Genomic DNA, 24,468 nt, shown 5'->3' with positions numbered 1-24,468 from the left:
CACAGGGTGGCGCGGTACCTGTAGGAGCGGCTTTAGCCGCGAAAGGGCCGGTACAGGCAGCACAACAACATGAACATGAGAAAACCTTGATTTCATCTCAAATTTAATGAGTTTGTCTCAAGATGGCGCCTCCCGGAAAATCCCCTCATTCATTTATGCATGCTGAGGGACAAGACATGGCACTGGCACACAACCTGGGCTTTCCACGTATCGGCCGCGACCGCGAGCTGAAAAAGGCCCAGGAAGCCTTCTGGAAAGGTGAACTCGACGAAGCCGGCCTGCGCACCGTCGGCCGCGAGCTGCGTGCCCGCCACTGGCAGGTGCAGAAAGACGCCGGCATCGAACTGCTGCCGGTCGGCGACTTCGCCTGGTACGACCAGGTGCTGACCCACTCGCTGACCTTCGGCGTGATCCCGCAGCGCTTTCGCAGCCACGACGCTGCCAGGCCCACCCTGCAGACCCTGTTCGCCATGGCGCGTGGCGCTGTGGGTGACAGCTGCTGTGGCGGCGCGCACGCCCAGGAAATGACCAAGTGGTTCGACACCAACTACCACTACCTGGTCCCCGAATTCACCGCCGACCAGCAGTTCGCCCTGAGCTGGGAGCAGCTGTTCGAAGAAGTGGCAGAAGCCCAGGCCCTGGGCCACGCGGTCAAGCCGGTGGTTATCGGCCCGCTGACCTACCTTTGGCTGGGCAAGGCCAAGGGTGGCGATTTCGACAAGCTGGAGCTGCTCGATCGCCTGCTGCCGCTGTATGACCAGATCCTCAACCGGCTGGCTGCCCAAGGCGTGGAATGGGTGCAGATCGATGAGCCGATCCTGGCCCTGGACCTGCCTCAGGACTGGAAGAATGCCTACGAGCGGGTCTACAACATCCTTCAGCGGGCGCCACTGAAGAAGCTGATCGCCACCTACTTCGGCGGCCTGGAAGACAACCTGGGCCTGGCCGCCAACCTGCCGGTCGATGGCCTGCACATCGACCTGGTACGTGCGCCCGAGCAGTACCCGACCATCCTCGACCGCCTGCCGGCCTACAAGGTGCTGTCGCTGGGCCTGGTCAACGGCCGCAACGTCTGGCGCTGCGACCTGGAAAAGGCGCTGGAGGTGCTGCGCCATGCCCATGAGCGCCTGGGTGAGCGGCTGTGGGTGGCGCCTTCCTGCTCGCTGCTGCACAGCCCGGTGGACCTGGACCGTGAAGACCAGCTTGATGCCGAACTGCACAGCTGGCTGGCCTTCGCCGTGCAGAAGTGCCAGGAAGTGGCGCTGCTGGCCAAGGCCATCAATGCCCCGCACGCCGACGATGTGGTCGCCGCACTGGCCCAGAGCCAGGCCGTGCAGGCCAGCCGCGCCGCTTCGCCGCGTATTCACAAGCCGGCCGTGCAGGCCCGCCTGGCGGCCATCAAGCCCGCTGACAGCCAGCGTCAGTCGGCGTTTGCCCAACGTATCGCCAAGCAACGTGCGGGGCTCGACCTGCCGGCGTTCCCGACCACCACCATCGGTTCGTTCCCGCAGACCTCGGCGATTCGCCTGGCACGCCAGGCCTACAGGCAGGGCAAGCTGACCGAGGCCGATTACGTCGAGGCCATGCACAGCGAGATCCGCCATGCGGTGAAAATCCAGGAGGACCTGGGCCTGGATGTGCTGGTGCACGGCGAGGCCGAACGCAACGACATGGTCGAGTACTTCGCCGAGCAGATCGATGGCTATGTGTTCACCCGCTTCGGCTGGGTGCAGAGCTATGGTTCGCGCTGCGTGAAGCCTGCGGTGATCGTTGGCGACCTGAGCCGGCCGAAGGCCATGACCGTGGAATGGATAAAGTACGCCCAGGGCCTGACCAGCAAGGTGATGAAGGGCATGCTGACCGGCCCGGTGACCATGCTGATGTGGTCGTTCCCGCGTGAAGACGTGAGCCGCGAAGTGCAGGCGCGCCAGCTGGCGCTGGCGATCCGCGACGAAGTGGTCGACCTGGAAGCGGCGGGTATCAGGATCGTGCAGATCGACGAAGCGGCCTTCCGTGAAGGCCTGCCGCTGCGCCACGGCGCCTGGGCCCATTACCTGGAGTGGGCCACCGAGGCCTTCCGCCTGTGTGCCTCGGGGGTGCGTGACGAAACCCAGATCCACACCCACATGTGCTACAGCGAGTTCAACGATGTGATCGAGTCGATCGCGGCGATGGATGCCGACGTGATCACCATCGAGACTTCGCGGTCCGACATGGAGCTGCTGGCGGCGTTCGAGCGGTTCGCCTACCCCAACGAGATCGGTCCGGGTGTGTATGACATTCACTCGCCACGGGTGCCGACCCGTGAGGAAATGGTCAAGCTGCTGCGCAAGGCTGCCCGGCGTATCCCGGCCGAGCGCCTGTGGGTCAACCCGGATTGCGGGCTGAAGACCCGTGGCTGGCCGGAGACCGAGGCAGCGCTGGTGAACATGGTCGCAGCTGCCCGCGAGCTGCGTGCCACTGCCTGATTCTTCGCTGGCTGTACCGGCCCTTTCGCGGGTAAACCCGCTCCCACAGGGCCCCCACTGGATTCAGCTTCAGTGGGGTCCCTGTGGGAGCGGGTTTACCCGCGAAAGGGTCAGGCCTGTTCAATTCAATCTGTGATCAACGCTCGATTGCCAAGGCCACGCCTTGCCCGCCACCAATGCACAGGGTTGCCAGGCCTTTTCTGGCGTCCCGCTTGATCATCTCGTGCAGCAGGGTCACCAGCACCCGGCACCCGGACGCACCAATCGGGTGGCCAAGGGCAATCGCCCCGCCATTCACGTTGACCCGCGCGGCATCCCATTCCAGCGCCTTGCCCACGGCCAGCGCCTGCGCGGCAAAGGCTTCGTTGGCTTCGATCAGGTCCAGCTCGGCCAATTGCCAGCCGGCCTTGTCCAGGCAGCGCTGGGTGGCCGAAACCGGGCCGATGCCCATGATCGCCGGGTCTACACCGGCACTGGCATAAGCCGCGATCCTGGCCAGCACCGGCAGGCCAAGGGTCTTGGCCTTGGCGGCGCTCATCAGCAGCACGGCGGCGGCGCCGTCATTCAGGCTCGAGGCGTTGCCGGCGGTGACGCTGCCATCCTTCTTGAACGCCGGGCGCAGTTTGCCCAGGGATTCGGCGGTGGTGTCCGGGCGTGGCTGCTCGTCCCGCGCGAACACCTTGGGTTCTCCCTTTTTCTGCGGCAGCACGATCGGGGTGATTTCATCATCGAAGCGGCCGGCCTCCATCGCCGCTACCGCCTTGCGCTGCGACTCGGCGGCAAAGGCATCCTGCTGCTCACGGCTGAGGCCGTACTGGTCCACCAGGTTTTCGGCAGTGATACCCATGTGGTAGTCGTTGAAGGCATCCCACAGGCCGTCGGTGATCATGCTGTCGATCAGCTGGCCATGGCCCATGCGCTGGCCGGTGCGGGCCGACGGTATCACGTAGGGGGCAAGGCTCATGTTCTCCTGGCCGCCGGCGATGACTACCTCGGCGTCACCGCAACGGATGGCCTGAGCGGCCAGGTGCAGTGCCTTCAGGCCCGAGCCGCAAACCTTGTTCAGGGTCATTGCCGGTACGCTGAAGGGCAGGCCGGCCTTGATCGCGGCCTGGCGTGCCGGGTTCTGCCCGGCACCGGCGGTAAGTACCTGGCCGAGGATGACTTCGTCGACCTGCTCCGGGGCCAGCCCGGTCTGTTCCAGCAGGCGCTTGATCACGGCGGCACCCAGGTCTACTGCAGGCACAGTGGCCAAGGCGCCCTGGAAGCTGCCGATGGCGGTACGGGTTGCTGCGACGATGACCACGTCGTTCATGTTGTTGTTCTCCGTGCGATGGGCGTGATGCCTCAAGCATCGGTGGCTTTGGCTCATTTGTTAAGTTTGTTTTTCTTTGCGATTGATGTGTAAAGCAAATGAATGAGCGTAAAGCGGCCTGCAGAACTATGCTGAGGGATGCGCTTTTACACTCATCTGAATGGAGTTCATGCCCATGCGTACATTGATCGCCATGACCCTCTTGATCGCCAGCAGCACCGCATTCGCCGCCACCGAATGCACCACCGCTGACAAAAGCACCTGGCAGGATCAGGAAAAATTCCAGGCGCAGCTCAAGAAGCAGGGCTACAAGATCAACAAGTTCAAGGTCACCAAGGGTAACTGCTACGAGATCTACGGTTTCGACAAGGATGGCAAGAAGGTCGAGATCTACCATGACCCAGTGACGGGCAAGGCAGTCAAGACCGAGTACCACGATTGAACAGCGACGGCACGGTACAGCTGTGGGACCCCCTACTGCGGCTGTGCCACTGGTCGATCGCCGTGGTGTTCTTCGCCAACTACTTCTTCAACGAAGAAGGTGAAGACTGGCACCAGTGGCTGGGTTACTACGCACTGGCCGTTGTGGTGGTGCGTGTGATCTGGGGCTTTGTCGGGCCACGCAGCGCGCGTTGGGCCGACTTCTGGCCAACCCCGGCAAGCCTGGTCGGCCATGCCCGGGCGCTGCTGCATGGGGAGCTTGACCATCACATGGGGCATTCGCCGATTGGCGCCCTGGTGATGGTGCTGATGCTGACCTGCATTGCCGGTCTGGGCCTTACCGGGTGGGCGTCGCAGGAGGTGGACGCGCTGTTTGGTGTCGACTGGCCGATGGACCTGCACAGCTGGCTGGCCAACGCGCTGCTGGTGCTGGTTTGCGTGCATGTGCTGGCGGCCATCTACGAGAGCGTGCGCATGCGGGAAAACCTGCCGTGGTCGATGATCACGGGGCGCCGTCGGCACCGCGATTGACTGTGGCGGGCTCTTCGCGGGCAAGCCCGCTCCCACAAGGACTGTGCAAAACTCAAGGTTTGCGCAGTACCTGTGGGAGCGGGTTTACCCGCGAAGAGGCCAGCACAGGCAACACCTGCTACACCGCCGGGCACTGATGGGTCACACAGTGAATCCCCCCGCCCCCCGCAGCAATGGCATCGATATCCAGCTGTACGATATCCCGCCCCGGATACAACGCCGCCAGCAGCCCCCGCGCTTTCTCGTCCGCTGCCCCATCGCCAAACTGTGGCGCAATGATCGCGCCATTGATCACGAAGTAGTTGATGTACCCAGCGGCAAAGTCGTCATTGCCTTTGCTGAACCTGTTGCGCCGCCCGTGCAGCGGCGGCGACACGACGTGCACCTGCAACCTGCGGCCCTCGGCATCGGTGGTTCGCTTGAGGATCTCCAGGTGCTTGCGCGTCACGGCGTAGTCATACGAGTCCGGGTCGTTATCCAGGTTGGCAATCACCACCCCCGGCCTGACGAAGCGGGCATAGAAGTCCACGTGCCCGTCGGTGATGTCCTGGCCGGCGATGCCCGGTAGCCAGATGATCTTGCTCAGCCCCAGGCGCTCCTTGAGCTCCGCCTCGATCTCGGCCTTGCTCCAGCCCTTGTTGCGGTTGGCGTTGACCCAGCTGCTCTCGGTCATGATGCCCGTGCCGTGGCCGTCCACCTCTATGGCGCCGCCTTCACCCACCAGGTCGCTGCGCTGGTAGCGGGCACCGGCCAGCGTGGTTACGCGCCTGGCCAGTTGGGCATCGTTGCGGTGACGTTGCTTGTTGCCCCAGCCATTGAAATTGAAGTCCACCGCCGCCAGGGCTCCGTCATCATCGACGACGAAGTTGGCGCCGATGTCGCGCATCCAGATGTCGTCCAGCTCGCACTCGACGAAACTTGTGCGCTGGCTGGCACAGTGTTGCTCGGCCAGCTCGCGCTCGCTGGCCCTGCAGAACACCGTCACTGGCTGATAGCGCGCAATGGCCTGGGCGATGCGACCGAGGGCGGCCTGCACATCGGCGGTGAAGTCCTCCCAGATCGCATCCTGGGCGCCGAAGGCGATGAATGCGCGTTGCTGCGGCTCGCCTTCGTCCGGCATGAACCAGCGCCCCGGTTCTTCGGCGCGGGCCAGGCCCAGCGGCAGGCCGAGGCTGGCACCGAGGCCGGCGGCGAGCGAAAGTTGCAGGAAGGTTCTACGGCTTGGCATGGCTCAGTCCTGTGCAGTCTTGAAGCGGGTCCACACGCGCATGCGTGCACGCATGTCGGCCTGTGGGATATCGCGGCCCGGGATCAGCCGGGCATAGGTGGCTTGGTCGAGGTAGATATCGGGGTTGTCGCGCATGCGCGGGTCCACTGCCTGGCGTGCCTTGGCGCTGGCGGTAGGGTAACCGGTGAAGTTGCTGATGGCCGCCATGTTCGCCGGGCGCATGACGAAGTTGATGAAACGATAGGCGTATTCCGGGTGCTTGGCATCGGCCGGGATGGCCATGGTATCCATCCACACCGTGGTGCCTTGGCGCGGTACGCGGTACTGGAAGTCGAGATGCTTGCCCGCGGCGTCGGCGGTACGCTGCGCCTGGATCACGTCGCCACTGTAGCCCAGTGACAGGCACAGGTTCTCGTTGACCAGTTCGGTCACTGGTTGCGACTGGAACTTGCGCACGTACGGGCGAATCGCCTTGAGCAGTTCGCTGGCTGCGGCCAGGTCTTCGCGCTTGGCACTGCGTGGCTCGCGGCCCAGGTAGTTGAGGACCACTGCCAGCACTTCGTCGGGTGAATCGATGACTGAAATACCGCAGTCGGCGAATTTGGCGGCCAGCTCCGGCTTGAACAGCATGTCGAGGTTGTCCAGCGGTGCATCGGGCATGCGCTGGCGGACCTTGTCGGCATTCACCGTCAGGCCGATGGTGCCCCAGGTGTAGGGCACGGTCGCCTGGCTGGCCTTGGGGTACCGGGCGTGCAGCTGACGCAGCCCGGGCTCGATGTCGTCCAGGGCCTCCAGGCGGCTGTGGTCCAGTGGCTGCAGGCTGCCGGCGCGCATCAGGCGCTCGGCGACGGTATCACCGGGGAAGACCAGGTCGTAGCCACTGCGCCCGGACATCAGCTTGGCCTCGAGCACTTCGCTGCCATCCATCACGTCGTAGATCACCTGGATGCCGGTTTCGGCCGTGAACTGCTTGAGGGTGTCCTCGGCAAAATAGTCGGCCCAGTTGTACAGGCGCAGCACGGGCTGCTCGGCCTGAGCCTGGCAGGCGCAGACGGCCAGCGCCAAGGCGGCCAGAACGTGGCGTTTCATGCTCATGCCCTCAGGGTGTGTGGGTGGGTGCCGTCCAGGGTCAGCAGCGGTGCGTACATCTCCGGGCGGCGATCGCGGTAGATGCCCCAGCTCAGGCGGTCTTCCCGCATGCCGGCCAGATCCAGGTCGTGCAGCCAGATGCCACTGCTGTCGCGGTCGGCTTCGGCGAACATGGCGCCCTTGTGGTCGCAGATGAACGACGAGCCATAGAAGCGCATGGCCAACGATGCGTCGCTGGCTGCGACTTCTTCGCCCACCCGATTGGCCGCCACCACCGGCAACAGGTTGGCGGCGGCGTGGCCGCGCATGGCCACCTGCCAGTGGTCGCGCGAGTCCAGTTCGGCACAGCCGGGCTCGGAGCCGATGGCGGTGGGGAACAGCAGCACTTCGGCGCCCATCAGTGCCAGGCAGCGGGCGGTCTCGGGGAACCACTGGTCCCAGCAGATGCCGATGCCCAGGCGGCCGAAGGCGGTGTCCCAGACCTTGAAGCCGGTATCGCCGGGGCTGAAGTATTCCTTCTCCTGGTAGCCGATGGCGTTGGGGATGTGGGTCTTGCGGTAGACGCCAAGCAGGCGGCCATCGGCATCGGCCACGGTCAACGAGTTGAAGAAGGCATTGCCGGCGCGCTCGTACCAGCTCAGCGGCAGCACCACGCCCAGCTCACCGGCCAGTGCGGCGAAGCGCTGCAGGATAGGGCTGGCAGGGTAGGGTTGGGCGAGTGCCTGGTGCTGGTGGTCCTGTTCGATGCAGAAGTACGGGGTGGCGAACAGCTCCTGCAGCAGGATCACCTGGGCGCCCTTGGCGGCAGCCTGGCGAACCAGCTGTTCGGCGCGGTCGAGGTTGCCAGGCAGGTCCCAGCTGCATGGCATCTGGGTGGTGGCGATGCGCAGCAGGCTCATGGCTGCACCTCGGGTTGTTGCTGGGTGATGCAATGGATGCCGCCACCGCCATGGGCGATGTGGTCGATGCGCACCGGTACGATCTCCCGGCCCGGGAAGGCGTGGGCCAGTTGCGCGGCGGCTTCCAGGTCGGCGGCGATGCCATAGGCCGGCATGATGATCGCGCCGTTGGCGATGTAGAAGTTGGTGTACGAGGCGCAGAATACCTCGGCGTCCTGGTCGACGGCGGCGCTGGCTTCATACAGGTCGAGCAGCTCGAAGTGCCGGCCTTGCGCGTCGGTGGCCAGTTCCAGGGCGCGGCGGTTTTCCCGCACGACTTCGGCGTACACCGAATGCGGGTCATGGGTGGCGTCGACCAGCAGCACGCCAGGGCGGGCGAAGGCGCATACACCGTCGACGTGGCCGTCGGTCATGTCGCCGGTGATGTATTGTGGGTCGCCCGGTAGCCAGATGGTCTTGCGGATGCCCAGATAGCGGGCGAAGCAGGCCTCGAACTCGGCCTTGCTCACGCCAGGGTTGCGGTTGGGGTTGAGCAGCACCGACTCGGTGGTGATCAGGGTGCCTTCGCCGTCCACATGAATCGCGCCGCCTTCGTTGCACAGCGCCGTGCTGAAACCGTCCAGGCCCAGGTGGTCGAGGATGCGCCGGCCGAGGCTGCGGTCCTGGCCGTGCTGCGACTTGCCACCCCAGGCGTTGAAGCGCCAGCTCAGGCCGGCCAGGCCATGCTGTGGGTGGCAGACGAAGCTAGGGCCGCTGTCCCGGCACCAGCTGTCGTCCACGGCCATTTCGACCAGTTCGATATTGGCGCCGCAGAGGGCACGTGCGCTTTGCAAGGCCGAAGGGTCGACCACCATCTTCACCGGCTCGAAACGGGCGATGGCCGCCGCGACCCGGGCGTAGTCCTGCTGTACGTCGGCCAGGCGCACGTGCCAGCCGCTTTCCCACAGGGCCTGGTTGTGTGGCCAGACCATCCAGGTGGCAGCGTGGCGGGCCCATTCGGCGGGCATGCGCCAGCCGCTGTCGAGGGACAGGTGCATAGTGAACTCCGATCAATTAAGGATTTTTATCAACGAAGCCCGCCGTCGCGGGTGTTGATGTCCATGCTATGGCTAGGCTTGGCCTGCGACAAACGATAGATTTAGCGCACATCTGATCAGCAGGGCTTATCAATCATGCTCAAACACTGGCCACCCCTGAATGCCCTGCGCGGCTTCGAAGCCGCTGCGCGGCTGGGCAGCTTCCACAAGGCCGCCGAAGCGCTGAACCTGACCCAGTCGGCCATCAGCCAGCAGATTCGCAGCCTGGAAACCTACCTGGAGCAGCCGCTGTTCCACCGCAGTGGCCGCAGCGTGAGCCTGACCGATGCCGGGCACGACCTGCTCAGCACCACGCAGTCACTGCTGCAGCACCTGGCGGTGGGCATTCGCCGGCTCGACCAGTACCGCAAGCCCAACCAACTGGTGGTCAACACCAGCCCGGCCTTTGCCAGGCACTGGCTGCTGCCGCGGCTGGCCGACTTTCACCAGCGCTGCCCGGATGTCGACTTGTGGCTGTTCACCAGTTTCGAGGTGCCGGACATGGCGACCGAGACCATCGACCTGGCCATCCGCGACGACCTCAGTGCCCAGGCCGAGTGCAGCTTCAACGTGCTGCACCAGGACCAGCTGTACCCGGCCTGCCACCCGGCGTTGCTGCAAACGCCGATGTCGCGGCGCACCACCTTGCATGGCGAGCGCGAGATGGACTGGAGCCACTGGCAGCTGGAGGGTGGCGAGGATGTGGGGCAGCAGGGCAAGGGGCTGAACTTTTCCGACCCCGGGCTGCTGCTGGATGCGGCGAGCGAGGGGTTGGGGGTGGCCCTGGTCAGCCAGTTGCTGGCGCGGCGGGCGGTGGAGGAGGGGCGTTTGCAGGCTTTGTCGGCGCAGCGCGTGCGTGGGCCGGCGTGGGCTTGCCTGGTGCATCGGGACAGCCAGGATGATCCGCTGGCCCGGCAGTTCCTGGAATGGCTGAAAGGGGCTCTCTTGTCAGATTGATGTTGCCTGCACTGGCTCTATCGCCGGCAAGCCAGCTCCCAGAGGTCCCTCACAGGGCTCAAGTTTTGCGCCGTCTTTGTGGGAGCTGGCTTGCCGGCGATAGGGCCGGTACAGGTAATCCACCGTTTTGCATCCCCAAGATCACCCCGTAATATGTGTCGGATAACCTGCGGGGGTAGTCTCACCCTCTGATCAACCGGAATCGCCCATGGCGGCGCTTCCCCCGGCATAAACCTGACGAGGTACAGACATTGGCCATCATTCATCCTAAGGTCCGCGGTTTCATCTGCACCACGACTCACCCGAAGGGCTGCGAGCTCAACGTCCGTGACCAGATCGAAGCCACCCGCAAGCTGGGCGTGCGCGAGGATGGCCCGAAGAAGGTCCTGGTCATCGGTGCTTCCAGCGGCTACGGCCTGGCAGCCCGCATCACCGCGGCGTTCGGCTTCAAGGCCGACACCCTGGGCGTGTTCTTCGAAAAGCCAGGCACCGAGACCAAGGCCGGCACCGCTGGCTGGTACAACGCTGCAGCCTTCGACAAGTTCGCCAAGGCCGAAGGCCTGTACAGCAAGTCGATCAATGGTGACGCTTTCTCCGACGAAGCCCGTGCCAAGGTCATCGAACTGATCAAGAACGAAATGGGTGGCAAGGTCGACCTGGTCGTCTACTCGCTGGCCTCGCCAGTGCGCAAGCTGCCGCAGACCGGTGAACTGGTGCGTTCGGCCCTGAAGCCGATCGGCCAGCCGTACAAGTCGACCGCCATCGACACCAACAAGGACACCATCATCGAGGCCAGCATCGAGCCGGCTACCGAGCAGGAAATCGCCGACACCGTCACCGTCATGGGTGGCCAGGACTGGCAGCTGTGGATCGACGCCCTGGCTGGCGCCAACGTGCTGGCCGAAGGCGCCCGCACCGTGGCCTTCAGCTACATCGGCAGCGACATCACCTGGCCGATCTACTGGCACGGTGCGCTGGGCCAGGCCAAGCAGGACCTGGACGAAACCGCCCTGCGCCTGGACAAGAAACTGGCCGGTGAAGTCAAGGGCGGCGCCAACGTGGCGGTGCTGAAGTCGGTGGTTACCCAGGCCAGCTCGGCCATCCCGGTGATGCCGCTGTACCTGTCCATGGTGTTCAAGATCATGCAGGAGAAGGGTGTTCACGAAGGCACCCAGGACCAGCTGGACCGCATGTATCGCGACCGCATGTACCGTGCCGACGGCGCGCCGGCCGAGGTCGACGAGAAGGGCCGCCTGCGCCTGGACGACTGGGAACTGCGTGATGACGTGCAGGACGCCTGCAAGGCGCTGTGGCCACAGGTGACCACCGAGAACCTGTTCGAGCTGACCGACTATGCCGGCTACAAGAAGCAGTTCCTCAACCTGTTCGGCTTCGAGCGCGCTGACGTCAACTACGACGAAGACGTGGCTACCGATGTGAAGTTCGACTGCGTCGAGCTGTAATCGCTGTCGGCCTGTACCGGCCTCTTCGCGGGCTTGCCCGCTCCCACAGGGATCTCACCACGCCTGAGGGCAGTGGGGAACCTGTGGGAGCGGGCAAGCCCGCGAAGAGGCCGGTACAGCCCAGGATTTTTTTGCTAGCTTTGGCGCACAACAACAGGGAATGTGCCATGAGCAGCCTCACCCAGCCCGCCACTGCCTTTCGCCACACCGCAGCCGACGGCTACAGCCTCGGCGGCTTCCGCTGGCGCCACGCCCGACCTGACCCCCAGCGCCCGCTGGTGATCATCAACGCTGCCACCTCGGTACGCTGCCGCTACTACTCGCGTTTCGCCGACTACCTGTTCGCCCAAGGTTGCGATGTGCTGACCTACGACTACCGTGGCATCGGCGAATCCCGCCCGGCCTCGCTGCGTGGCTTCCAGGCATCCTGGAGCGACTGGGGCCGGCTGGATTTCGAAGCCATGCTGGTGCATGCCGCAGAACATTTCCCCGGCCAGCCGGTGGATGTGGTGGGGCACAGTTTTGGCGGCTGCGCAGTGGGGCTGGCACCGTCGGCGAGCAAGGTTCGCCGGGTAGTGATGGTTGGGGCGCAATTCGCCTATTGGCGCGATTACGCGGCTGACCAGCGTTGGCAGCTGTTCGGCAAGTGGCATGTGGTAATGCCGCTGCTCACCCGGGTGTTCGGTTACTTTCCCGGCAAGCGCCTGGGTTGGCTGGAGGACACGCCATCCGGCGTGGTGCACGACTGGACCACCCGTACCCCGCGCTATGAGCACCGACCCAGCGGGCGTGCACTGGAGGCACTACCGTTCGCCCAGGTGCGGGCGGCGACGCTGGCCATCAGCCTGACCGATGACCCCTTTGGTACCGTGGCGGCGACCGAGCGTTTGCTGGGTTATCTGCAGGGCGCCGAGCGCCAGCACCTGCGCATTGCGCCTGTGGATATCTCGGTCGATGAAATTGGCCATTTCGCGTTCTTCCATGACCGCTTTCGCGAAAGTTTGTGGCCGGTGGCCTTGCAGTGGTTGCGGCAGGGTGGGTTGGCGGGTGGGGTGCCGGGAACCATCATCAGGTGAGGTTGGTTTCGAGATCTTGGGGCCGCTCTGCGGCCCTATCGCGACACAAGGCCGCTCCTACAAGGGAACGCGGTCTTCTGTAGGAGCGGCCTTGTGTCGCGATGGGCTGCAAAGCAGCCCCGGCTATCTCAAGCCTTGCGCGCAAGCGGCAGCTCGGCAAACTTGACGCCCGCCAGCCCATGCTTGATCAGCGCACGGATATTGCCATGGTCGCTGCCCTCGGGCGTGGCCACCACGTCACGGTAGTGCTCGCCAAAGGCCAACAGTGCTTCCTGGTCGCTCAGCCCTTCCAGCAGCGCCAGGCCCAGGGTCTTGCACGAACCTTCGTTCTGCCCGGCCGCATTCGCCACGCCGCCATTGTCGAAGGCCTGTGGCTGGTAGCTGTAGTTGTCGGCAATGAACGCCAGGGTGTCGGCAAACACGTGTTGGCCGCTGGCCAGGCTGGCGCGCAGGGTGTTCAGGTCAGTCACGGGGTTTTCCTTTTTCGAACGCCGCTTGTTGGTCGGCGCTGGCTTCTTTCTGGTATTGGGCTTTCCACTCGGCGTAAGGCATGCCGTACACCGCTTCGCGGGCGTCATCCAGGCTCAGGTCGAGCTGGCGCTCGTCAGCCGCGGCCTTGTACCACTTGGACAGGCAGTTGCGGCAGAAGCCGGACAGGTTCATCAGGTCGATGTTCTGCACATCGGTGCGCTTCTGCAGGTGTTCGACCAGGCGCCGGAACGCGGCGGCCTCGAGTTCGAGCTGTTGCTGTGGGGTCATGGGCTTCTCTCAGGTCATGCGGTTCTTCAGGTGGCGGCCACCGTTGATGACCACCTGGCTGCCGGTGCTGTACTGGCTGGCGAGCAGGTACTTGACCGTCTCGATCAGCGGGCCGGCGCCGGGTTCGAACTCCAGCAGGGCCTTTTTCAGGGTCTGCTGGCGGTAGGTTTCGTCGCCCCCTTCCTTGAGGATCAGCAGCCCCGGCAGGATACCGTTCACATGCACCTTGGGCGCATATTTTTCGGCGAACGACAGCACCATGTTCTGCAATGCGGCCTTGGTCGCGGCGTAGCCGATATGGCTTTTGCTGCCGCGTGAAGAGGTTTCGTCGCAAATGTGGATGATGTCGGCCTTTTCCACCTTGGCCAGCAGGTCGCCCAGGGCCAGGTTGAGGTGGTAGGGCGCTTCGACGTGCAGGCGGAACATGGTCTCGAGGTTGTCGAGGCCATCGTCGAGCCACAGCGAGGCGTTGTGGATGATCGCACGCAGGCCGTCGTAATGCTTGTGCAGGTAGTCGATCAGGGCCTGGCGGTCGGCCGCCTGGCACAGGTCGGCCTGGAACTGCACGATGTTCGGGTGGGCCGCCTGTGGCTGGACGCTGCGGCTGGCACTGACCACCGTATGGCCGGCCTGTGCCAGTTCAAGGGCCAGGGCCAGCCCGACGCGCTGGCTGGCTCCGGTAACGAGAATGGGGCTGTTCATGTTCGGGGCGGTCAACTTGTCTGTCCTTTGGTTGCCGCCCAGCATACCCGAACTGTCTACCGCGTGTACGGCCTGGCCTCAGCGGCTGCGCAGGGCGCCAGCAGGGGCTGGGGATGCATGCAGCCAGCCGGCCAGCAGGCGGGTGGAAAGGGGGATGAACAGGTAGACCATCACCGGCGTCAGGCCCAGGGTGCTGAGCAGTACCCGGGGCACCAGGTCCAGTGCTGCCAGCCAGTGGCCGAACACCAGGTTGAACACCAGCGAGACCGGGAAGAAGGCCAGCCAGATGGCCACGGCCTGCTTCCAACGTGGCGGTTTTTGCACCATATTGGTGCCAAACCAGTCGTCGATGCCGCTTACGCGCGCCTCTTTGGGGCGTTCGAACAAGCCGTTGCCGCGCTGCAACCAGGCCCGGCGCGAGGCGGAATGCTCCCAGGCATGCAGGGTCGGCTCGTCGCTGAAACGGAAAATGATCTGAAATTCGTCGCTGTCGCGGGGTGGCGCCAGGATGCCCGAGCCAAGGTAGCCGGGGAAGTCGGTGGCCAGCTGTTCGCCTTCATGCAGCCAGGCCAGCAGGTCCTGGTAGCGGCCATGGGCGGCGCGGCGCGACACCATCAGAGTGACGGGTGGGGTAGACATCGTGTATCTCCTGGCAACGGGGCTGGCGGGTAGCCGGCCCCTTTGGCTGTGTGGCCCGGGGTGGTGGGCGACGCAGGCGTGCATGCAAGAATCGGGCGCGGATTATCGCCCATGTGCGATCTTCGGCAACTGTCAGCCGGCAAACGGTTGCCGTAGTAGACTAGGTGTTCAACTTGGGCACACAGGGTACCCTTTGCAGATGAACGAACAGGGACTGAACCCGGTAATCGATGCGAGCCTCGCGCAGCAGGACCTGTTTCCGATCCGTGAGGTTTCCCGCCTGACCGGCGTCAATGCCGTGACCTTGCGCGCCTGGGAGCGCCGCCATGGCCTGATCCAGCCAACCCGCACCGACAGTGGTCACCGCCTGTACTCCCAGGCCGACATCGATGACATCCGCCGCATCCTTGGCTGGCTGGAGCGCGGCGTGGCGGTAAGCAAGGTCGCCAGCATCCTCGCCCGCGACCATGCCCTAGCCGGGCAGGCAGGTGGCGCGACGGGCGCCTGGGTGCGCTGGCAGCAGCAGATCCGCCAGGCGCTGCAACGTTTTGACCTGGCCAGCCTGGACCGCCTGTTCGACGAGGTGTTTGCCGCTTGCACACTGGATCAGGTATTCAGCGAAGTGTTCATGCCGGTGTGGCATGACCTGGCGGTCGGGCAGGGCGGCTACGGGCAGGCCAGCGAATGGCTGTTCCTCGATCAGTTCCTGCGTGGCCGGGTGTTGGCCCGCTTGCAACTTGCCCGTGCACCGCGCAGCCGCATGGTGCTGCTGGCGCCGTTGCCGGGGCAGTGCCACGAACTGGAGTTGCTGGTGACCAGCCTGATCCTGAGCAGTGATGAATTTGGCGTGACGCCACTGGCGAGCGGGCAGCCGCTGGCAGAACTGGCACTGGTCTGCGAGCGCCTGAAGCCGGATGCCCTGGTGCTGTTCTCCCACCAGCCGCCCACGGCGGAACTCACCCGGCGCCTGACGCGCCTGGTGGCAGGGCTGGAATGCCCGTTGTTACTGGCGGGTGAAGCGGCGGAACTGGCACAGGACAGCCTGGCTGGCAGCCCTATCGCCTGCCTGGGCGCACAGGGTAGCGTGATGCGCCAGCGTTTGCGGCAGTTTCTGGCCGGTCAGTTCGATACCTGAGTGTGTAGCTCGGGGTGGGCCCGGCGATGGGCCTGGAGAATGTAGTCGCGCAGGCGTTCGATCTCTTCGGTCGGGCTTTGGCTGAGGTCATAGGCGGCCAGGTCCGGGCCGATGCGCCGGCCCAGCACGCCATGCAGTTCGATGGGGGGGATGCCGCCAGGGGCGAAGCGCAGTTCGAAGCGGGCTGGTGCCGCTGGCAGGCCACGGACTTCCAGCAATGTACCCTTGAACGAAATATCGCGAACCCACAGGCCGCTTTCCTGCCCATGGCCATCGAGCAGCGCGCTCGGCTGCTCCATCGACAGGCGCCAGGGGCGCAGCATGGGCCCGTCTTCGTAGATTTCCGGTGAGCCCAGTTGCAGGTGCAGGGCATGGAACTCGTCTTCCACCAGTTGCAGCGGGAAGCTGATCTGCTGGTTGTTGAACTGGGCCTGCAGGGTTACCTGCTCGTTGGCCACCAAGCGGGTGAGCAAGCTCTGGATGCGGCGGTCGCCATTGACCAGCAGGCTCGACATGGGGTCGGCTAGGTTCAACTGCGGCGAGTGCTGCATGTTCTGTATGAAATCCAGCTCGTCCTGGGTCAGGAGCGCTTCTGCTTGCATGATCGAACTCGATGGCGATTTCTTCAACGGGATTGACCGTGCGTGGCGTACTTGGTTCAGGTGCGTTCGTCGGGTTTCGGACGAACGCGCAGTTGCGCCAGTTCCCGCTCCAGTTCGACCTGGCGAGTAACGTCTTTCTGGATACCGATGAAGTAGGTGCGCTGTTCTGCGTCGTGCCTTACCGGGGTGATCGACAGTTCGTTCCAGAAAGCGCTGCCATCCTTGCGGTAGTTGCGCAGCACTTCGCGGCACGGCCGGCCTTCGGCCAGGGCCTTGCGGATGCGGGCGCGGCCAAGCTGGTCGCGGTCGTCGGCCTGCAGGAAGCGGCAATCCTGGTAGAGGATTTCGTCACGGCTGTAGCCGGTCAGGCGTTCGAAGGCCGCGTTCACGTAGATGAGGATGGTGTCGTCGCCTTCCTGTTCGGCGACCACGATGCCGTCATTGGACGCATCGACCATGGATTGCAGTAGTTGCGCGTTGATCATGTTCGGGCCATTGAATAAACAAGGGTGCGAAGCAGGGCTGAGGAGGGTGACTTTGGTAGAGGCGGCCTTTTGCCAGCGCCGGATGCTAGTATCCTACGTTTTCACTCAGTTTCGGAATCCTCTACCCGATGAAAGTCGCCATTATTTCCGGATCGGTCTACGGCACCGCCGAAGAAGTCGCCCGTCACGCTGAATCGCTGCTCAAGGCTGCGGGCCTGGAGGCCTGGCATGCGGCGCGCGCCACCTTGCAGGACCTTGAAGGTTTCGCCCCCGACGCCTTGCTGGCCGTGACCTCGACCACTGGCATGGGCGAACTGCCGGACAACCTCATGCCGTTGTACAGCAGCATTCGCGATACCCTGCCTGCGGCCTGGCGTGGCCTGCCGGGTGCGGTGATTGCGCTGGGTGACAGCAGTTATGGCGATACCTATTGCGGTGGTGGCGAGCACATGCGCGAACTGTTTGCCGAACTGGGCGTGCGCGAAGTGCAGCCGATGCTGCGCCTGGATGCCAGCGAGACGGTGACACCGGAGGCGGATGCAGAGCCTTGGTTGGCTGAGCTTGTTCAAGCACTGAAGGCCTGACTCGAGGCTTCACGCGAGCCCTTGTAGGAGCGGCCTTGTGTCGCGAAAGGGCTGCGCAGCAGCCCCAGGATTCGGCAGCGCAGCAGATATTGCTGGGGCTGCTTTGCAGCCCTTTCGCGACACAAGGCCGCTCCTACAGGGATCGCGTCAGCCGTGGAGCTCGCTCACCAACGCCAACCACGCCTGCGCCGCCCGTGACAGATACGCCCCGCGCCGCCAGATGAACGCGATATCCCAACGCAAATCCTCCGGCGAGCGCAGCGGCAAGCGCACCACACCGGGGCGCTCCAGCGCTTTCGCCACCACACGGGGCAGCAGCACCACGCCCTGGCCCGCCGCCGCCAGCGCCGCGAGGAAGTCCGCCTGGCCACTGCGCCCGCCTTCCTTGGGGGTAAAACCCTGCTGCTGGCACGCCTTCAGCAACCGGTCATTGAGCACGAAACTGCGCTGGTAAAGCAGGAACGGGGTATCGGCCAGCTGCTGCAGGTCCACCCCGTCCTGGCCCGCCAGCTCGTGGCCGGCAGGCAACAGGGCATCCAGTGGTTCGTTGCAGAACGGCTGGTAGTCGAACGCCTCGTCACTGGGCGTCAGGCTGCCACCCAGTTCCAGTTCGCCACTCTTGACTGCCTGTTCGATGCTGCGGCTGCCGCCTTCGAGCAACTGGACCGCGATGTTCGGGTGACGCCGCCGATACTCGGCGAACAAGCCGGCGAACAGCGCGTCGCTGCCCAGCATCGGCAAGCCCAGGCGCAGTTCACCACGGCCCATCTGGCTGAGGTCGTCCAGTTCACTGAGCAGCGCCTGACGTTGGCGCAACAAGGCTTCGCCACGCTCCAGCACGATGCGCCCGGCAGCGGTCAGGTGCAGCTGCGAGGCCTGGCGCTCCAGCAGCGGCTGGCCCACATCTTGCTCCAGCTGGGCCACCTGTTTGCTCACCGCCGACTGGCTGATGTGCAGGGTTTGCGCCGCCTGGGTAAAACCGCCGCGGTGGACCACTTCGATAAAGCTGCGCAGCTGTTTGAATTCCATGATCGCAATTCCATTCTGGAATGGCGTTAAGTCTAACAATTCGCTTCTGGCCTAGGCAGCCAAATCTTAAAATGAGGGCCTGTCGAGGAACCCCCCATGAAACCCGCGTTATTGAAAAAAGCCCTGCGCCTGCTCGTCGAGCTGGCGATCCTCTGTGCCTTGTTCCTGTTCGGTGGCCAGCTTGCCACCTGGCTGGGCTGGCCGATTCCTGGCGGTGTGATGGGCCTGGCATTGCTGCTGTTGCTGTTTGCCTCGGGTGTGCTCAAGCCAGCCATGCTGCAACTGGGCGCCGGCTGGCTGATGGCTGAGATGCTGCTGTTCTTCATCCCGGCGCTGATGAGCCTGCTCGATTACGGCGCCCTGATTCGTGACGAGGGCTGGCGCATCCTGCTGGTGATCGCCGTGAGCACCCTGATGGTAATGGTGGTGACCGCCTTGACCGTGGAACTGGTGTGCCGCTGGAGCTTGCGCCATGAGCCTTGAACCCATGCCGCTGTTCTGGCTGGCCCTGACCTTGCTGGCGTACCTGGGCAGCCGCTGGTTGTACCGGCGTAGCGGGCGCTACCTGCTGTCGCCGCTGATCCTGGTGCCGGTACTGTTGCTGGCGGTGGCCGTGCCGCTGCACACCGCCTATGCCGAGTACGCCCGCAACACCCACTGGCTGATGAGCGTGCTTGGCCCGGTGACCGTGGCCTTCGCGGTGCCGATCTGGCAACAACGGGCCATGCTGGCGCGCCACTGGCCGGCACTGATGGTGGGCATGGTCGCCGGCAGCAGCGCTTCGATCGCCAGTTCCTGGGGGTTGGCTCATATGTTGGCGCTGGACAGCGCGACCAGCCTGTCGCTGGTGCCGCGTTCGATCACCACGCCCTTTGCCATGCCATTGGCCCATGACCTGGGTGGCGTACCGGAGCTGACGGCGGTGTTCGTGATGTTCACCGGCGTGCTGGGCGCCATGTTCGGCGGCGTGCTGCTGCGTTGGTTGCCGTTGCGCACGCCGCTGGCGCGGGGCGCGCTGTTCGGCGTCGGTGCCCATGGTGCCGGGGTCAGCCGGGCGCAGGAGGTAGGCCGCGAGGAAGGCTCGGTGGCCGGCCTGGTCATGGTCCTGACCGGGTTGTTGAACCTGTTCGCGGCACCGCTGCTGGCCATGCTGCTCTGACCGTTCGTGCCACTGACTCGCCAAGTCATCAAGCTGGCTGGCAACGCAAGTTCCAGCCGATGGGCTGCTGGCTAGACTCTGCCTCGACATAGAGAGCACATGTAAGTGCCGAGGTGACATGCAATGACCGCAGCCTTGCTCTATTCCACCAACAACACTTCACCGGGACCGTTCTGATGCCCATGGCCGAAATTCCATTGTGCGTCTGGCGTACCCGGGGACAGAGTTTCAGCTTCCGGGGCCAGAGCATCCGCTACTGGACCGCAGGGCAAGGAGAGCCCCTGCTTCTGTTGCACGGCTTCCCCACTGCCAGCTGGGATTGGCGCTACCTGTGGGGGCCATTGGCCCAGCGCTTCCGGTTGATCGCCTGCGACATGCTCGGATTTGGTGATTCGGCCAAACCGGTCGATCACCTGTACAGCCTGATGGAGCAGGCCGACCTGCAGCAGGCCTTGCTCGCCGAGCTGAAGGTCGACCAGCCCGTGCATCTGCTGGCCCATGACTACGGCGGCAGTGTGGCGCAGGAACTGCTGGCGCGGCATCATGAACAGCGCGCCAACATCGCCAGCTGTGTGTTCCTCAACAGCGGGCTGTTCCCCGAAAGCTGCCGCATGCTGTTGATCCAGAAGTTGCTGCTCAGCCGTCTGGGCTGGCTGGTAGGGCGTTCGTTCGGGCGTGACGACCTGGTGCGCAGCGTGATCCAGGTCTACGGCTCTTGTACCCAACCCAGTGAAAGCGTACTGGATGACTTCTGGAGTTTGATCGCCGCCAACCGTGGCACGCGCATCCTGCACAAACTGGTGGGGTACATGCCGGAGCGCAGGTTGCACCGCGAACGCTGGGTTGGCGCGATGCAGCACGAAGGCGTGCCGCTGCGCTTGATCAATGGCGTGGTCGACCCGCTGTCCGGCGCGCACATGGTGGAGCGCTACCGGCAACTGGTGCCGGAGCCGGACACCGTGCAGTTGCAGGGCATCGGGCATTACCCGCATACCGAAGCGCCAGTGCAGGTGCTGCGCCATTACCTGGCCTTTCGTGAACAACCGCTGAGCTGTTTCCAGCAGAAAGTGGCGTGGTCCTGACAGGGCCTCATCGCCGGCAAGCCGGCTCCCACAGGTACAGCGCAGGCCTGGAGGCCGGCGCGGTTGGTGTGGGAGCTGGCTTGCCGGCGATGGGCCGCACAACGGCCCCATAACCATCGTGCTGCGTTATTGCCAGGCATTCAGCCTGCGTGAGCTTGATTGTCCGCCCGCCGCTGGCGGCGGACACTCGGCTGACCTGAACCTGCCTGGAGCCATGAGCATGAGCGAGCCTGTCCGTCTGCAAGATCGCGTGGTGATCGTCACCGGAGCCGGGGGCGGCCTGGGCCGCGCCCATGCGCTGCTGTTCGCTGCGCGTGGTGCTCGGGTGGTGGTCAACGACCTCGGCGGCTCCACCCACGGTGAAGGTGCCAGCGCCTCCGCCGCCGACCAGGTGGTAGCGGAGATCCGCGCCGCTGGTGGCAGTGCCATTGCCAACCATGACTCGGTCAGCCACGGCGCGCGTATTGTCGAGCAGGCCCTGGACAGCTTCGGCCGGGTCGATGTGCTGGTGAACAATGCCGGCATCCTGCGTGACAAGACCTTCCACAAGATGGAAGACAGCGACTGGGAGCAGGTGTATCAGGTGCATGTCGAGGGGGCTTACAAGGTCACCCGCGCCGCCTGGCCGCACCTGCGCGAGCAGAACTGGGGGCGGGTGATCTTCACCGCTTCCACGTCCGGCATCTACGGCAACTTCGGCCAGGCCAACTACGGCATGGCCAAGCTGGGCCTGTATGGGCTGACTCGTACCCTGGCGATCGAAGGGCGCAAGCACGGCATCCTGGTCAACGCCATCGCCCCCACCGGTGGTACCCGCATGACCGAAGGGTTGATCCCGCCCCAGGTATTCGAGCGGCTCAAGCCAGAGCTGGTCAGCCCGCTGGTGGTGTACCTGGGCAGCGAGCAGTGCCAGGGCAGTGGTGAGCTGTTCGAAGTGGGCGGCGGCTGGGTGGGCAAGGTACGGTGGGAGCGTAGCCTGGGGGTAGGCTTCGATCCGCGGGAAGGCTTTACCCCGGAGCAGGTGGCGGAGAACTGGGCACGGATTGGCGACTTCGACGGGGCAGTGCACCCACAGGACAGCTTGCAGGCGTTGCAGCAGATGATGGCGAACTTGCAGAAGTATCCGCTGGGCTGAGCTTTGTACTACCTGTGCTGGCCTCTTCGCGGGCTTGCCCGCTCCCACAGGGATATCACTGCCCTCAGGCTTGGTGATATCCCTGTGGGAGCGGGCAAGCCCGCGAAGAGGCCAGCACAGGCGACGGAAATTTTCAGGGCAAATAAAAAAGGCCGCTGCAAGCCGCAGCGGCCAATCGAGACGTCAGATCAAGGAGCTTCAAAATCTACGTCGGTGAACCTCGCAGGCCTGAAAGGCGGGGGGGAGAGCCCTTCATGCCGGCCAGTGAGTTAAGAATAAGCGCCTGATCCTGTAGGAAAAATAGCCGCTTATGACATTCACCTTTACGTATCGGGCAATAGTGCCGCAAGCGCTCAGCCGGCGGGCGAATAGCCCATGCGCCAGCTGGTTTCCCGCGCTGCCGCCAGCAGCCGTTGCGCCGCCGGGCCATGCTCGTCGGCATGGAAGATCGACGTCGGCCCGACCACGGTCATCACCGCGGCGACCTGCCCCATGGCATTGAACACCGGGGCCGACAGCGCATCCACGCCCGGCATCAACAGCCCATGCACATGGTGCAGGCCACGTTCACGAATGCCCGCCAGTACCGCCTGGTAGTCGGCGGCGCTGTGCTGCAGGGCGGCCAGTTCCCTGTCACGCAACTCCACGGTCTCGCGCTCGGGCAGGTAGGCGGCGAATACCAGCCCGGTGGACGACGTGAGCAGCGGCAGTACCGAGCCGATCTGCGTTACCACGGTGACCGCGCGTACCGCCGGCTCGATGCTCACCACTGTCGCGCCCTGGTTGCCCCATACGGCAACGAAGCAGCTCTCGTTCAGTTCATCGCGCAGCTGCGACAACGGCAGCGCGGCAATCTTCAGCACATCGATGCTGCCCAGCGCCGCCAGCCCCACCCGCAGTGCCTCGCGCCCCAGGCCGTAATGGTTGGTGGCCGCATCCTGCTCGGCAAAACCGCTGGCGATCAATGCCTGCAGGTAACGGTGCACCTTGCTCGCCGGCATCTGCACATGTTCCGCGAGGCGCGACAGGGAGGTAGACGGGGAGAGCTCGGCAAGGGCCTTGAGGATGTCGGTGCCGACCTCCGCCGAGCGGACTTTCTGCTTGCCGTTGTCGGCGGGGGAGCTGGCTTTGGCCATGGACATCTTCTTCCGGATTCGTCGAGTCGCGCCTTTATAGCTTGACGCATTGCCCGTAGCAAATTACGTTATTCGTAATCTGATTACGATAAAAACAATGCAGACGCGCTGCCACCCCGCCCTGGGCCAGCAGCCAGCTGCCAGCAACGGCTCGGCCAGAGCCCGGAGGCATCGATGAATCGCGATACGTCACCCGACCTTCACTACCTCAGCGGTTTCGGCAACGAGTTTGCCAGCGAAGCGCTGCCAGGGGCCTTGCCGGTCGGGCAAAACTCGCCGCAGAAGGCGCCCTATGGGCTGTATGCCGAGCTGCTCTCGGGCACGGCGTTCACCATGACCCGCAGCGAGCTGCGCCGCACCTGGCTGTATCGTATTCGTCCGTCTGCCTTGCACCCGCGTTTCGAACGCCTGGCGCGTCAGCCGCTGACCGGCCCGCTGGGGGCCATCACCCCCAACCGCCTGCGCTGGAACCCCCAGCCGATCCCCGTCGAACCGACCGATTTCATCGAGGGCTGGCTGCCCATGGTGGCCAACGCCGCTGCGGAAAAACCGGCCGGCGTGAGCATCTACATCTATTGCGCCAACCGGTCCATGGAGCGGGTGTTCTTCAACGCCGACGGTGAACTGCTGCTGGTGCCGCAACAGGGCCGCCTGCGCATTGCCACCGAACTGGGGGTGATGGAAGTCGAGCCGCTGGAAATCGCGGTAATCCCGCGTGGCATGAAGTTCCGCGTCGAACTGCTCGACGGCGAGGCCCGCGGCTACATCGCCGAAAACCACGGCGCGCCGCTGCGCATCCCGGACCTGGGCCCGATCGGCAGCAACGGCCTGGCCAACCCGCGCGACTTCCTCACCCCGGTGGCGCACTACGAAGAGGCCGATGGCCCGGTGCAGCTGGTGCAGAAGTTCCTGGGCGAACATTGGGCCTGCGAACTGCAGCACTCGCCACTGGACGTGGTCGCCTGGCACGGCAGCAACGTGCCGTACAAGTACGACCTGCGCCGCTTCAACACCATCGGTACGGTCAGCTTCGACCACCCGGACCCGTCGATTTTCACCGTGCTTACCTCGCCGACCAGCGTGCATGGCCTGGCCAACATGGATTTCGTGATCTTCCCGCCACGCTGGATGGTGGCCGAGAACACCTTCCGTCCACCATGGTTCCACCGCAACCTGATGAACGAGTTCATGGGCCTGATCAACGGTGCCTACGACGCCAAGGCCGAGGGCTTCCTGCCGGGCGGTGCCTCGCTGCACGGAGTGATGAGCGCCCACGGCCCCGACGCCGAAACCTGCGAAAAGGCTATTGCCGCCGACCTGGCGCCGCACAAGATCGACAACACCATGGCCTTCATGTTCGAGACCAGCCAGGTGCTGCGACCGAGTCTGCAAGCCCTTGAATGCCCGCAGTTGCAGGCCGACTACGATAGTTGCTGGGCCACCTTGCCGAGCACCTTCAACCCGAACCGGAGATAACC

The 24,468-nt window shown here is 64.5% G+C and carries 26 protein-coding genes; 13 read left to right on the top strand and 13 right to left on the bottom strand.

Annotated features, from left to right (window positions below; translation table 11 throughout):
• Nucleotides 1-176 precede the first annotated feature (176 nt).
• Nucleotides 177-2,468 (top strand): 5-methyltetrahydropteroyltriglutamate--homocysteine S-methyltransferase, encoded by a 2,292-nt coding sequence (metE, locus tag ACGLHT_RS11275; protein WP_274120966.1) that lies wholly within the window; start codon nt 177-179, stop codon nt 2,466-2,468.
• Nucleotides 2,469-2,604: 136 nt separating this feature from the next.
• Here the strand turns inward: metE and ACGLHT_RS11270 are convergent, their stop codons facing one another.
• Nucleotides 2,605-3,783, bottom strand: coding sequence for an acetyl-CoA C-acetyltransferase (locus ACGLHT_RS11270; RefSeq protein ID WP_274079102.1), 1,179 nt, complete (start codon nt 3,781-3,783; stop codon nt 2,605-2,607).
• A 175-nt stretch (nt 3,784-3,958) separates the two neighbouring features.
• Between ACGLHT_RS11270 and ACGLHT_RS11265 the strand changes: the two genes are divergently transcribed.
• Both ACGLHT_RS11265 and ACGLHT_RS11260 read left to right on the top strand, forming a co-directional pair.
• Nucleotides 3,959-4,225, top strand: coding sequence for a PepSY domain-containing protein (locus tag ACGLHT_RS11265; protein ID WP_274120967.1), 267 nt, complete (start codon nt 3,959-3,961; stop codon nt 4,223-4,225).
• Complete coding sequence (locus ACGLHT_RS11260; protein WP_075046368.1) at nt 4,222-4,755, top strand: cytochrome b/b6 domain-containing protein; 534 nt, start codon at nt 4,222-4,224, stop codon at nt 4,753-4,755. The genes ACGLHT_RS11265 and ACGLHT_RS11260 overlap by 4 nt, the downstream gene beginning before the upstream one ends.
• A gap of 118 nt (nt 4,756-4,873) precedes the next feature.
• Here ACGLHT_RS11260 and ACGLHT_RS11255 read toward each other — a convergent pair whose 3' ends face one another.
• The 4 genes from ACGLHT_RS11255 to ACGLHT_RS11240 are packed head-to-tail and all read right to left on the bottom strand — an operon-like array spanning nt 4,874 to nt 9,008.
• Nucleotides 4,874-5,983 (bottom strand): agmatine/peptidylarginine deiminase, encoded by a 1,110-nt coding sequence (locus ACGLHT_RS11255; RefSeq protein WP_274120968.1) that lies wholly within the window; start codon nt 5,981-5,983, stop codon nt 4,874-4,876.
• Between the two features lie 3 nt (nt 5,984-5,986).
• The gene (locus tag ACGLHT_RS11250; RefSeq protein WP_274120969.1) at nt 5,987-7,072 is read right to left on the bottom strand and encodes an extracellular solute-binding protein; all 1,086 of its coding nucleotides are present in this window, start codon (nt 7,070-7,072) and stop codon (nt 5,987-5,989) included.
• Nucleotides 7,073-7,074: 2 nt separating this feature from the next.
• A complete protein-coding gene (gene aguB / locus ACGLHT_RS11245) occupies nt 7,075-7,971 on the bottom strand; it encodes an N-carbamoylputrescine amidase (RefSeq protein ID WP_274120970.1) in 897 nt (298 codons plus the stop codon).
• Entirely contained in the window at nt 7,968-9,008 is a 1,041-nt protein-coding gene (locus ACGLHT_RS11240) for an agmatine/peptidylarginine deiminase (RefSeq protein ID WP_274120971.1), read from the bottom strand. Before ACGLHT_RS11240 ends, aguB begins: the two co-directional genes overlap by 4 nt.
• A gap of 135 nt (nt 9,009-9,143) precedes the next feature.
• Here ACGLHT_RS11240 and ACGLHT_RS11235 point away from each other — a divergent pair, with 135 nt between their 5' ends.
• From ACGLHT_RS11235 to ACGLHT_RS11225, 3 genes are all read left to right on the top strand, one after another.
• Nucleotides 9,144-10,004 carry a LysR substrate-binding domain-containing protein gene (locus ACGLHT_RS11235; RefSeq protein WP_025340627.1) on the top strand — a complete coding sequence of 287 codons (861 nt, stop codon included), beginning with the start codon at nt 9,144-9,146 and terminating at the stop codon, nt 10,002-10,004.
• A 251-nt stretch (nt 10,005-10,255) separates the two neighbouring features.
• The gene (fabV, locus tag ACGLHT_RS11230) at nt 10,256-11,467 is read left to right on the top strand and encodes an enoyl-ACP reductase FabV (RefSeq protein ID WP_025340626.1); all 1,212 of its coding nucleotides are present in this window, start codon (nt 10,256-10,258) and stop codon (nt 11,465-11,467) included.
• Nucleotides 11,468-11,634: 167 nt separating this feature from the next.
• Complete coding sequence (locus tag ACGLHT_RS11225) at nt 11,635-12,543, top strand: alpha/beta fold hydrolase (protein WP_274120972.1); 909 nt, start codon at nt 11,635-11,637, stop codon at nt 12,541-12,543.
• A 128-nt stretch (nt 12,544-12,671) separates the two neighbouring features.
• Here ACGLHT_RS11225 and ACGLHT_RS11220 read toward each other — a convergent pair whose 3' ends face one another.
• Genes ACGLHT_RS11220 through ACGLHT_RS11205 form a run of 4 tightly spaced genes read right to left on the bottom strand, consistent with a single transcriptional unit; the run spans nt 12,672 to nt 14,643 of the window.
• Nucleotides 12,672-13,013, bottom strand: coding sequence for a HopJ type III effector protein (locus ACGLHT_RS11220; RefSeq protein ID WP_003260709.1), 342 nt, complete (start codon nt 13,011-13,013; stop codon nt 12,672-12,674).
• Nucleotides 13,006-13,302 (bottom strand): DUF1244 domain-containing protein, encoded by a 297-nt coding sequence (locus ACGLHT_RS11215; RefSeq protein ID WP_003260708.1) that lies wholly within the window; start codon nt 13,300-13,302, stop codon nt 13,006-13,008. The genes ACGLHT_RS11220 and ACGLHT_RS11215 overlap by 8 nt, the downstream gene beginning before the upstream one ends.
• Before the next feature lie 9 nt (nt 13,303-13,311).
• Nucleotides 13,312-14,049 carry a dihydromonapterin reductase gene (folM, locus tag ACGLHT_RS11210; protein WP_274120973.1) on the bottom strand — a complete coding sequence of 246 codons (738 nt, stop codon included), beginning with the start codon at nt 14,047-14,049 and terminating at the stop codon, nt 13,312-13,314.
• Nucleotides 14,050-14,082: 33 nt separating this feature from the next.
• The gene (locus ACGLHT_RS11205) at nt 14,083-14,643 is read right to left on the bottom strand and encodes a hypothetical protein (protein WP_015271784.1); all 561 of its coding nucleotides are present in this window, start codon (nt 14,641-14,643) and stop codon (nt 14,083-14,085) included.
• A gap of 199 nt (nt 14,644-14,842) precedes the next feature.
• On the opposite strand from ACGLHT_RS11205, the gene ACGLHT_RS11200 reads away from it, so the two are divergent.
• On the top strand, nt 14,843-15,778 hold the full coding sequence (locus ACGLHT_RS11200; RefSeq protein WP_274120974.1) for a MerR family transcriptional regulator: 936 nt from the start codon (nt 14,843-14,845) through the stop codon (nt 15,776-15,778).
• Here the strand turns inward: ACGLHT_RS11200 and ACGLHT_RS11195 are convergent.
• Complete coding sequence (locus ACGLHT_RS11195) at nt 15,763-16,380, bottom strand: hypothetical protein (protein WP_137162399.1); 618 nt, start codon at nt 16,378-16,380, stop codon at nt 15,763-15,765. The genes ACGLHT_RS11200 and ACGLHT_RS11195 overlap by 16 nt on opposite strands.
• A 56-nt stretch (nt 16,381-16,436) precedes the next feature.
• Nucleotides 16,437-16,865, bottom strand: coding sequence for a PAS domain S-box protein (locus ACGLHT_RS11190; RefSeq protein WP_054572763.1), 429 nt, complete (start codon nt 16,863-16,865; stop codon nt 16,437-16,439).
• Between the two features lie 128 nt (nt 16,866-16,993).
• Between ACGLHT_RS11190 and ACGLHT_RS11185 the strand changes: the two genes are divergently transcribed.
• Nucleotides 16,994-17,449 (top strand): flavodoxin, encoded by a 456-nt coding sequence (locus tag ACGLHT_RS11185; protein WP_274120975.1) that lies wholly within the window; start codon nt 16,994-16,996, stop codon nt 17,447-17,449.
• A gap of 147 nt (nt 17,450-17,596) precedes the next feature.
• Here ACGLHT_RS11185 and ACGLHT_RS11180 read toward each other — a convergent pair whose 3' ends face one another.
• Complete coding sequence (locus ACGLHT_RS11180; protein ID WP_137162398.1) at nt 17,597-18,478, bottom strand: LysR family transcriptional regulator; 882 nt, start codon at nt 18,476-18,478, stop codon at nt 17,597-17,599.
• A 96-nt stretch (nt 18,479-18,574) separates the two neighbouring features.
• Here ACGLHT_RS11180 and ACGLHT_RS11175 point away from each other — a divergent pair, with 96 nt between their 5' ends.
• The 4 genes from ACGLHT_RS11175 (at nt 18,575) to ACGLHT_RS11160 (ending at nt 21,854) form a co-directional block, all read left to right on the top strand.
• The gene (locus tag ACGLHT_RS11175; RefSeq protein WP_075046354.1) at nt 18,575-18,961 is read left to right on the top strand and encodes a CidA/LrgA family protein; all 387 of its coding nucleotides are present in this window, start codon (nt 18,575-18,577) and stop codon (nt 18,959-18,961) included.
• Nucleotides 18,951-19,637, top strand: a complete 687-nt coding sequence (locus tag ACGLHT_RS11170) for an LrgB family protein (protein WP_024087732.1) — start codon at nt 18,951-18,953, stop codon at nt 19,635-19,637. The genes ACGLHT_RS11175 and ACGLHT_RS11170 overlap by 11 nt, the downstream gene beginning before the upstream one ends.
• 176 nt (nt 19,638-19,813) lie before the next feature.
• Nucleotides 19,814-20,719 carry an alpha/beta fold hydrolase gene (locus tag ACGLHT_RS11165; protein WP_085593034.1) on the top strand — a complete coding sequence of 302 codons (906 nt, stop codon included), beginning with the start codon at nt 19,814-19,816 and terminating at the stop codon, nt 20,717-20,719.
• 220 nt (nt 20,720-20,939) lie between these two features.
• The gene (locus ACGLHT_RS11160) at nt 20,940-21,854 is read left to right on the top strand and encodes an SDR family oxidoreductase (RefSeq protein WP_085664438.1); all 915 of its coding nucleotides are present in this window, start codon (nt 20,940-20,942) and stop codon (nt 21,852-21,854) included.
• A gap of 353 nt (nt 21,855-22,207) precedes the next feature.
• Here the strand turns inward: ACGLHT_RS11160 and ACGLHT_RS11155 are convergent, their stop codons facing one another.
• On the bottom strand, nt 22,208-22,990 hold the full coding sequence (locus ACGLHT_RS11155) for an IclR family transcriptional regulator (RefSeq protein ID WP_025340615.1): 783 nt from the start codon (nt 22,988-22,990) through the stop codon (nt 22,208-22,210).
• A 174-nt stretch (nt 22,991-23,164) separates the two neighbouring features.
• On the opposite strand from ACGLHT_RS11155, the gene hmgA reads away from it, so the two are divergent.
• Complete coding sequence (gene hmgA, locus ACGLHT_RS11150) at nt 23,165-24,466, top strand: homogentisate 1,2-dioxygenase (RefSeq protein WP_137162397.1); 1,302 nt, start codon at nt 23,165-23,167, stop codon at nt 24,464-24,466.
• Nucleotides 24,467-24,468: the final 2 nt, after the last annotated feature.

Source organism: Pseudomonas sp. PsB, assembly GCF_043658375.1.
Classification (GTDB): Bacteria; Pseudomonadota; Gammaproteobacteria; order Pseudomonadales; family Pseudomonadaceae; genus Aquipseudomonas; species Aquipseudomonas putida_Z.
The sequence above is the reverse complement of the archived record's forward strand: the minus strand, read 5'-3'. Positions and strand labels throughout refer to the sequence as shown.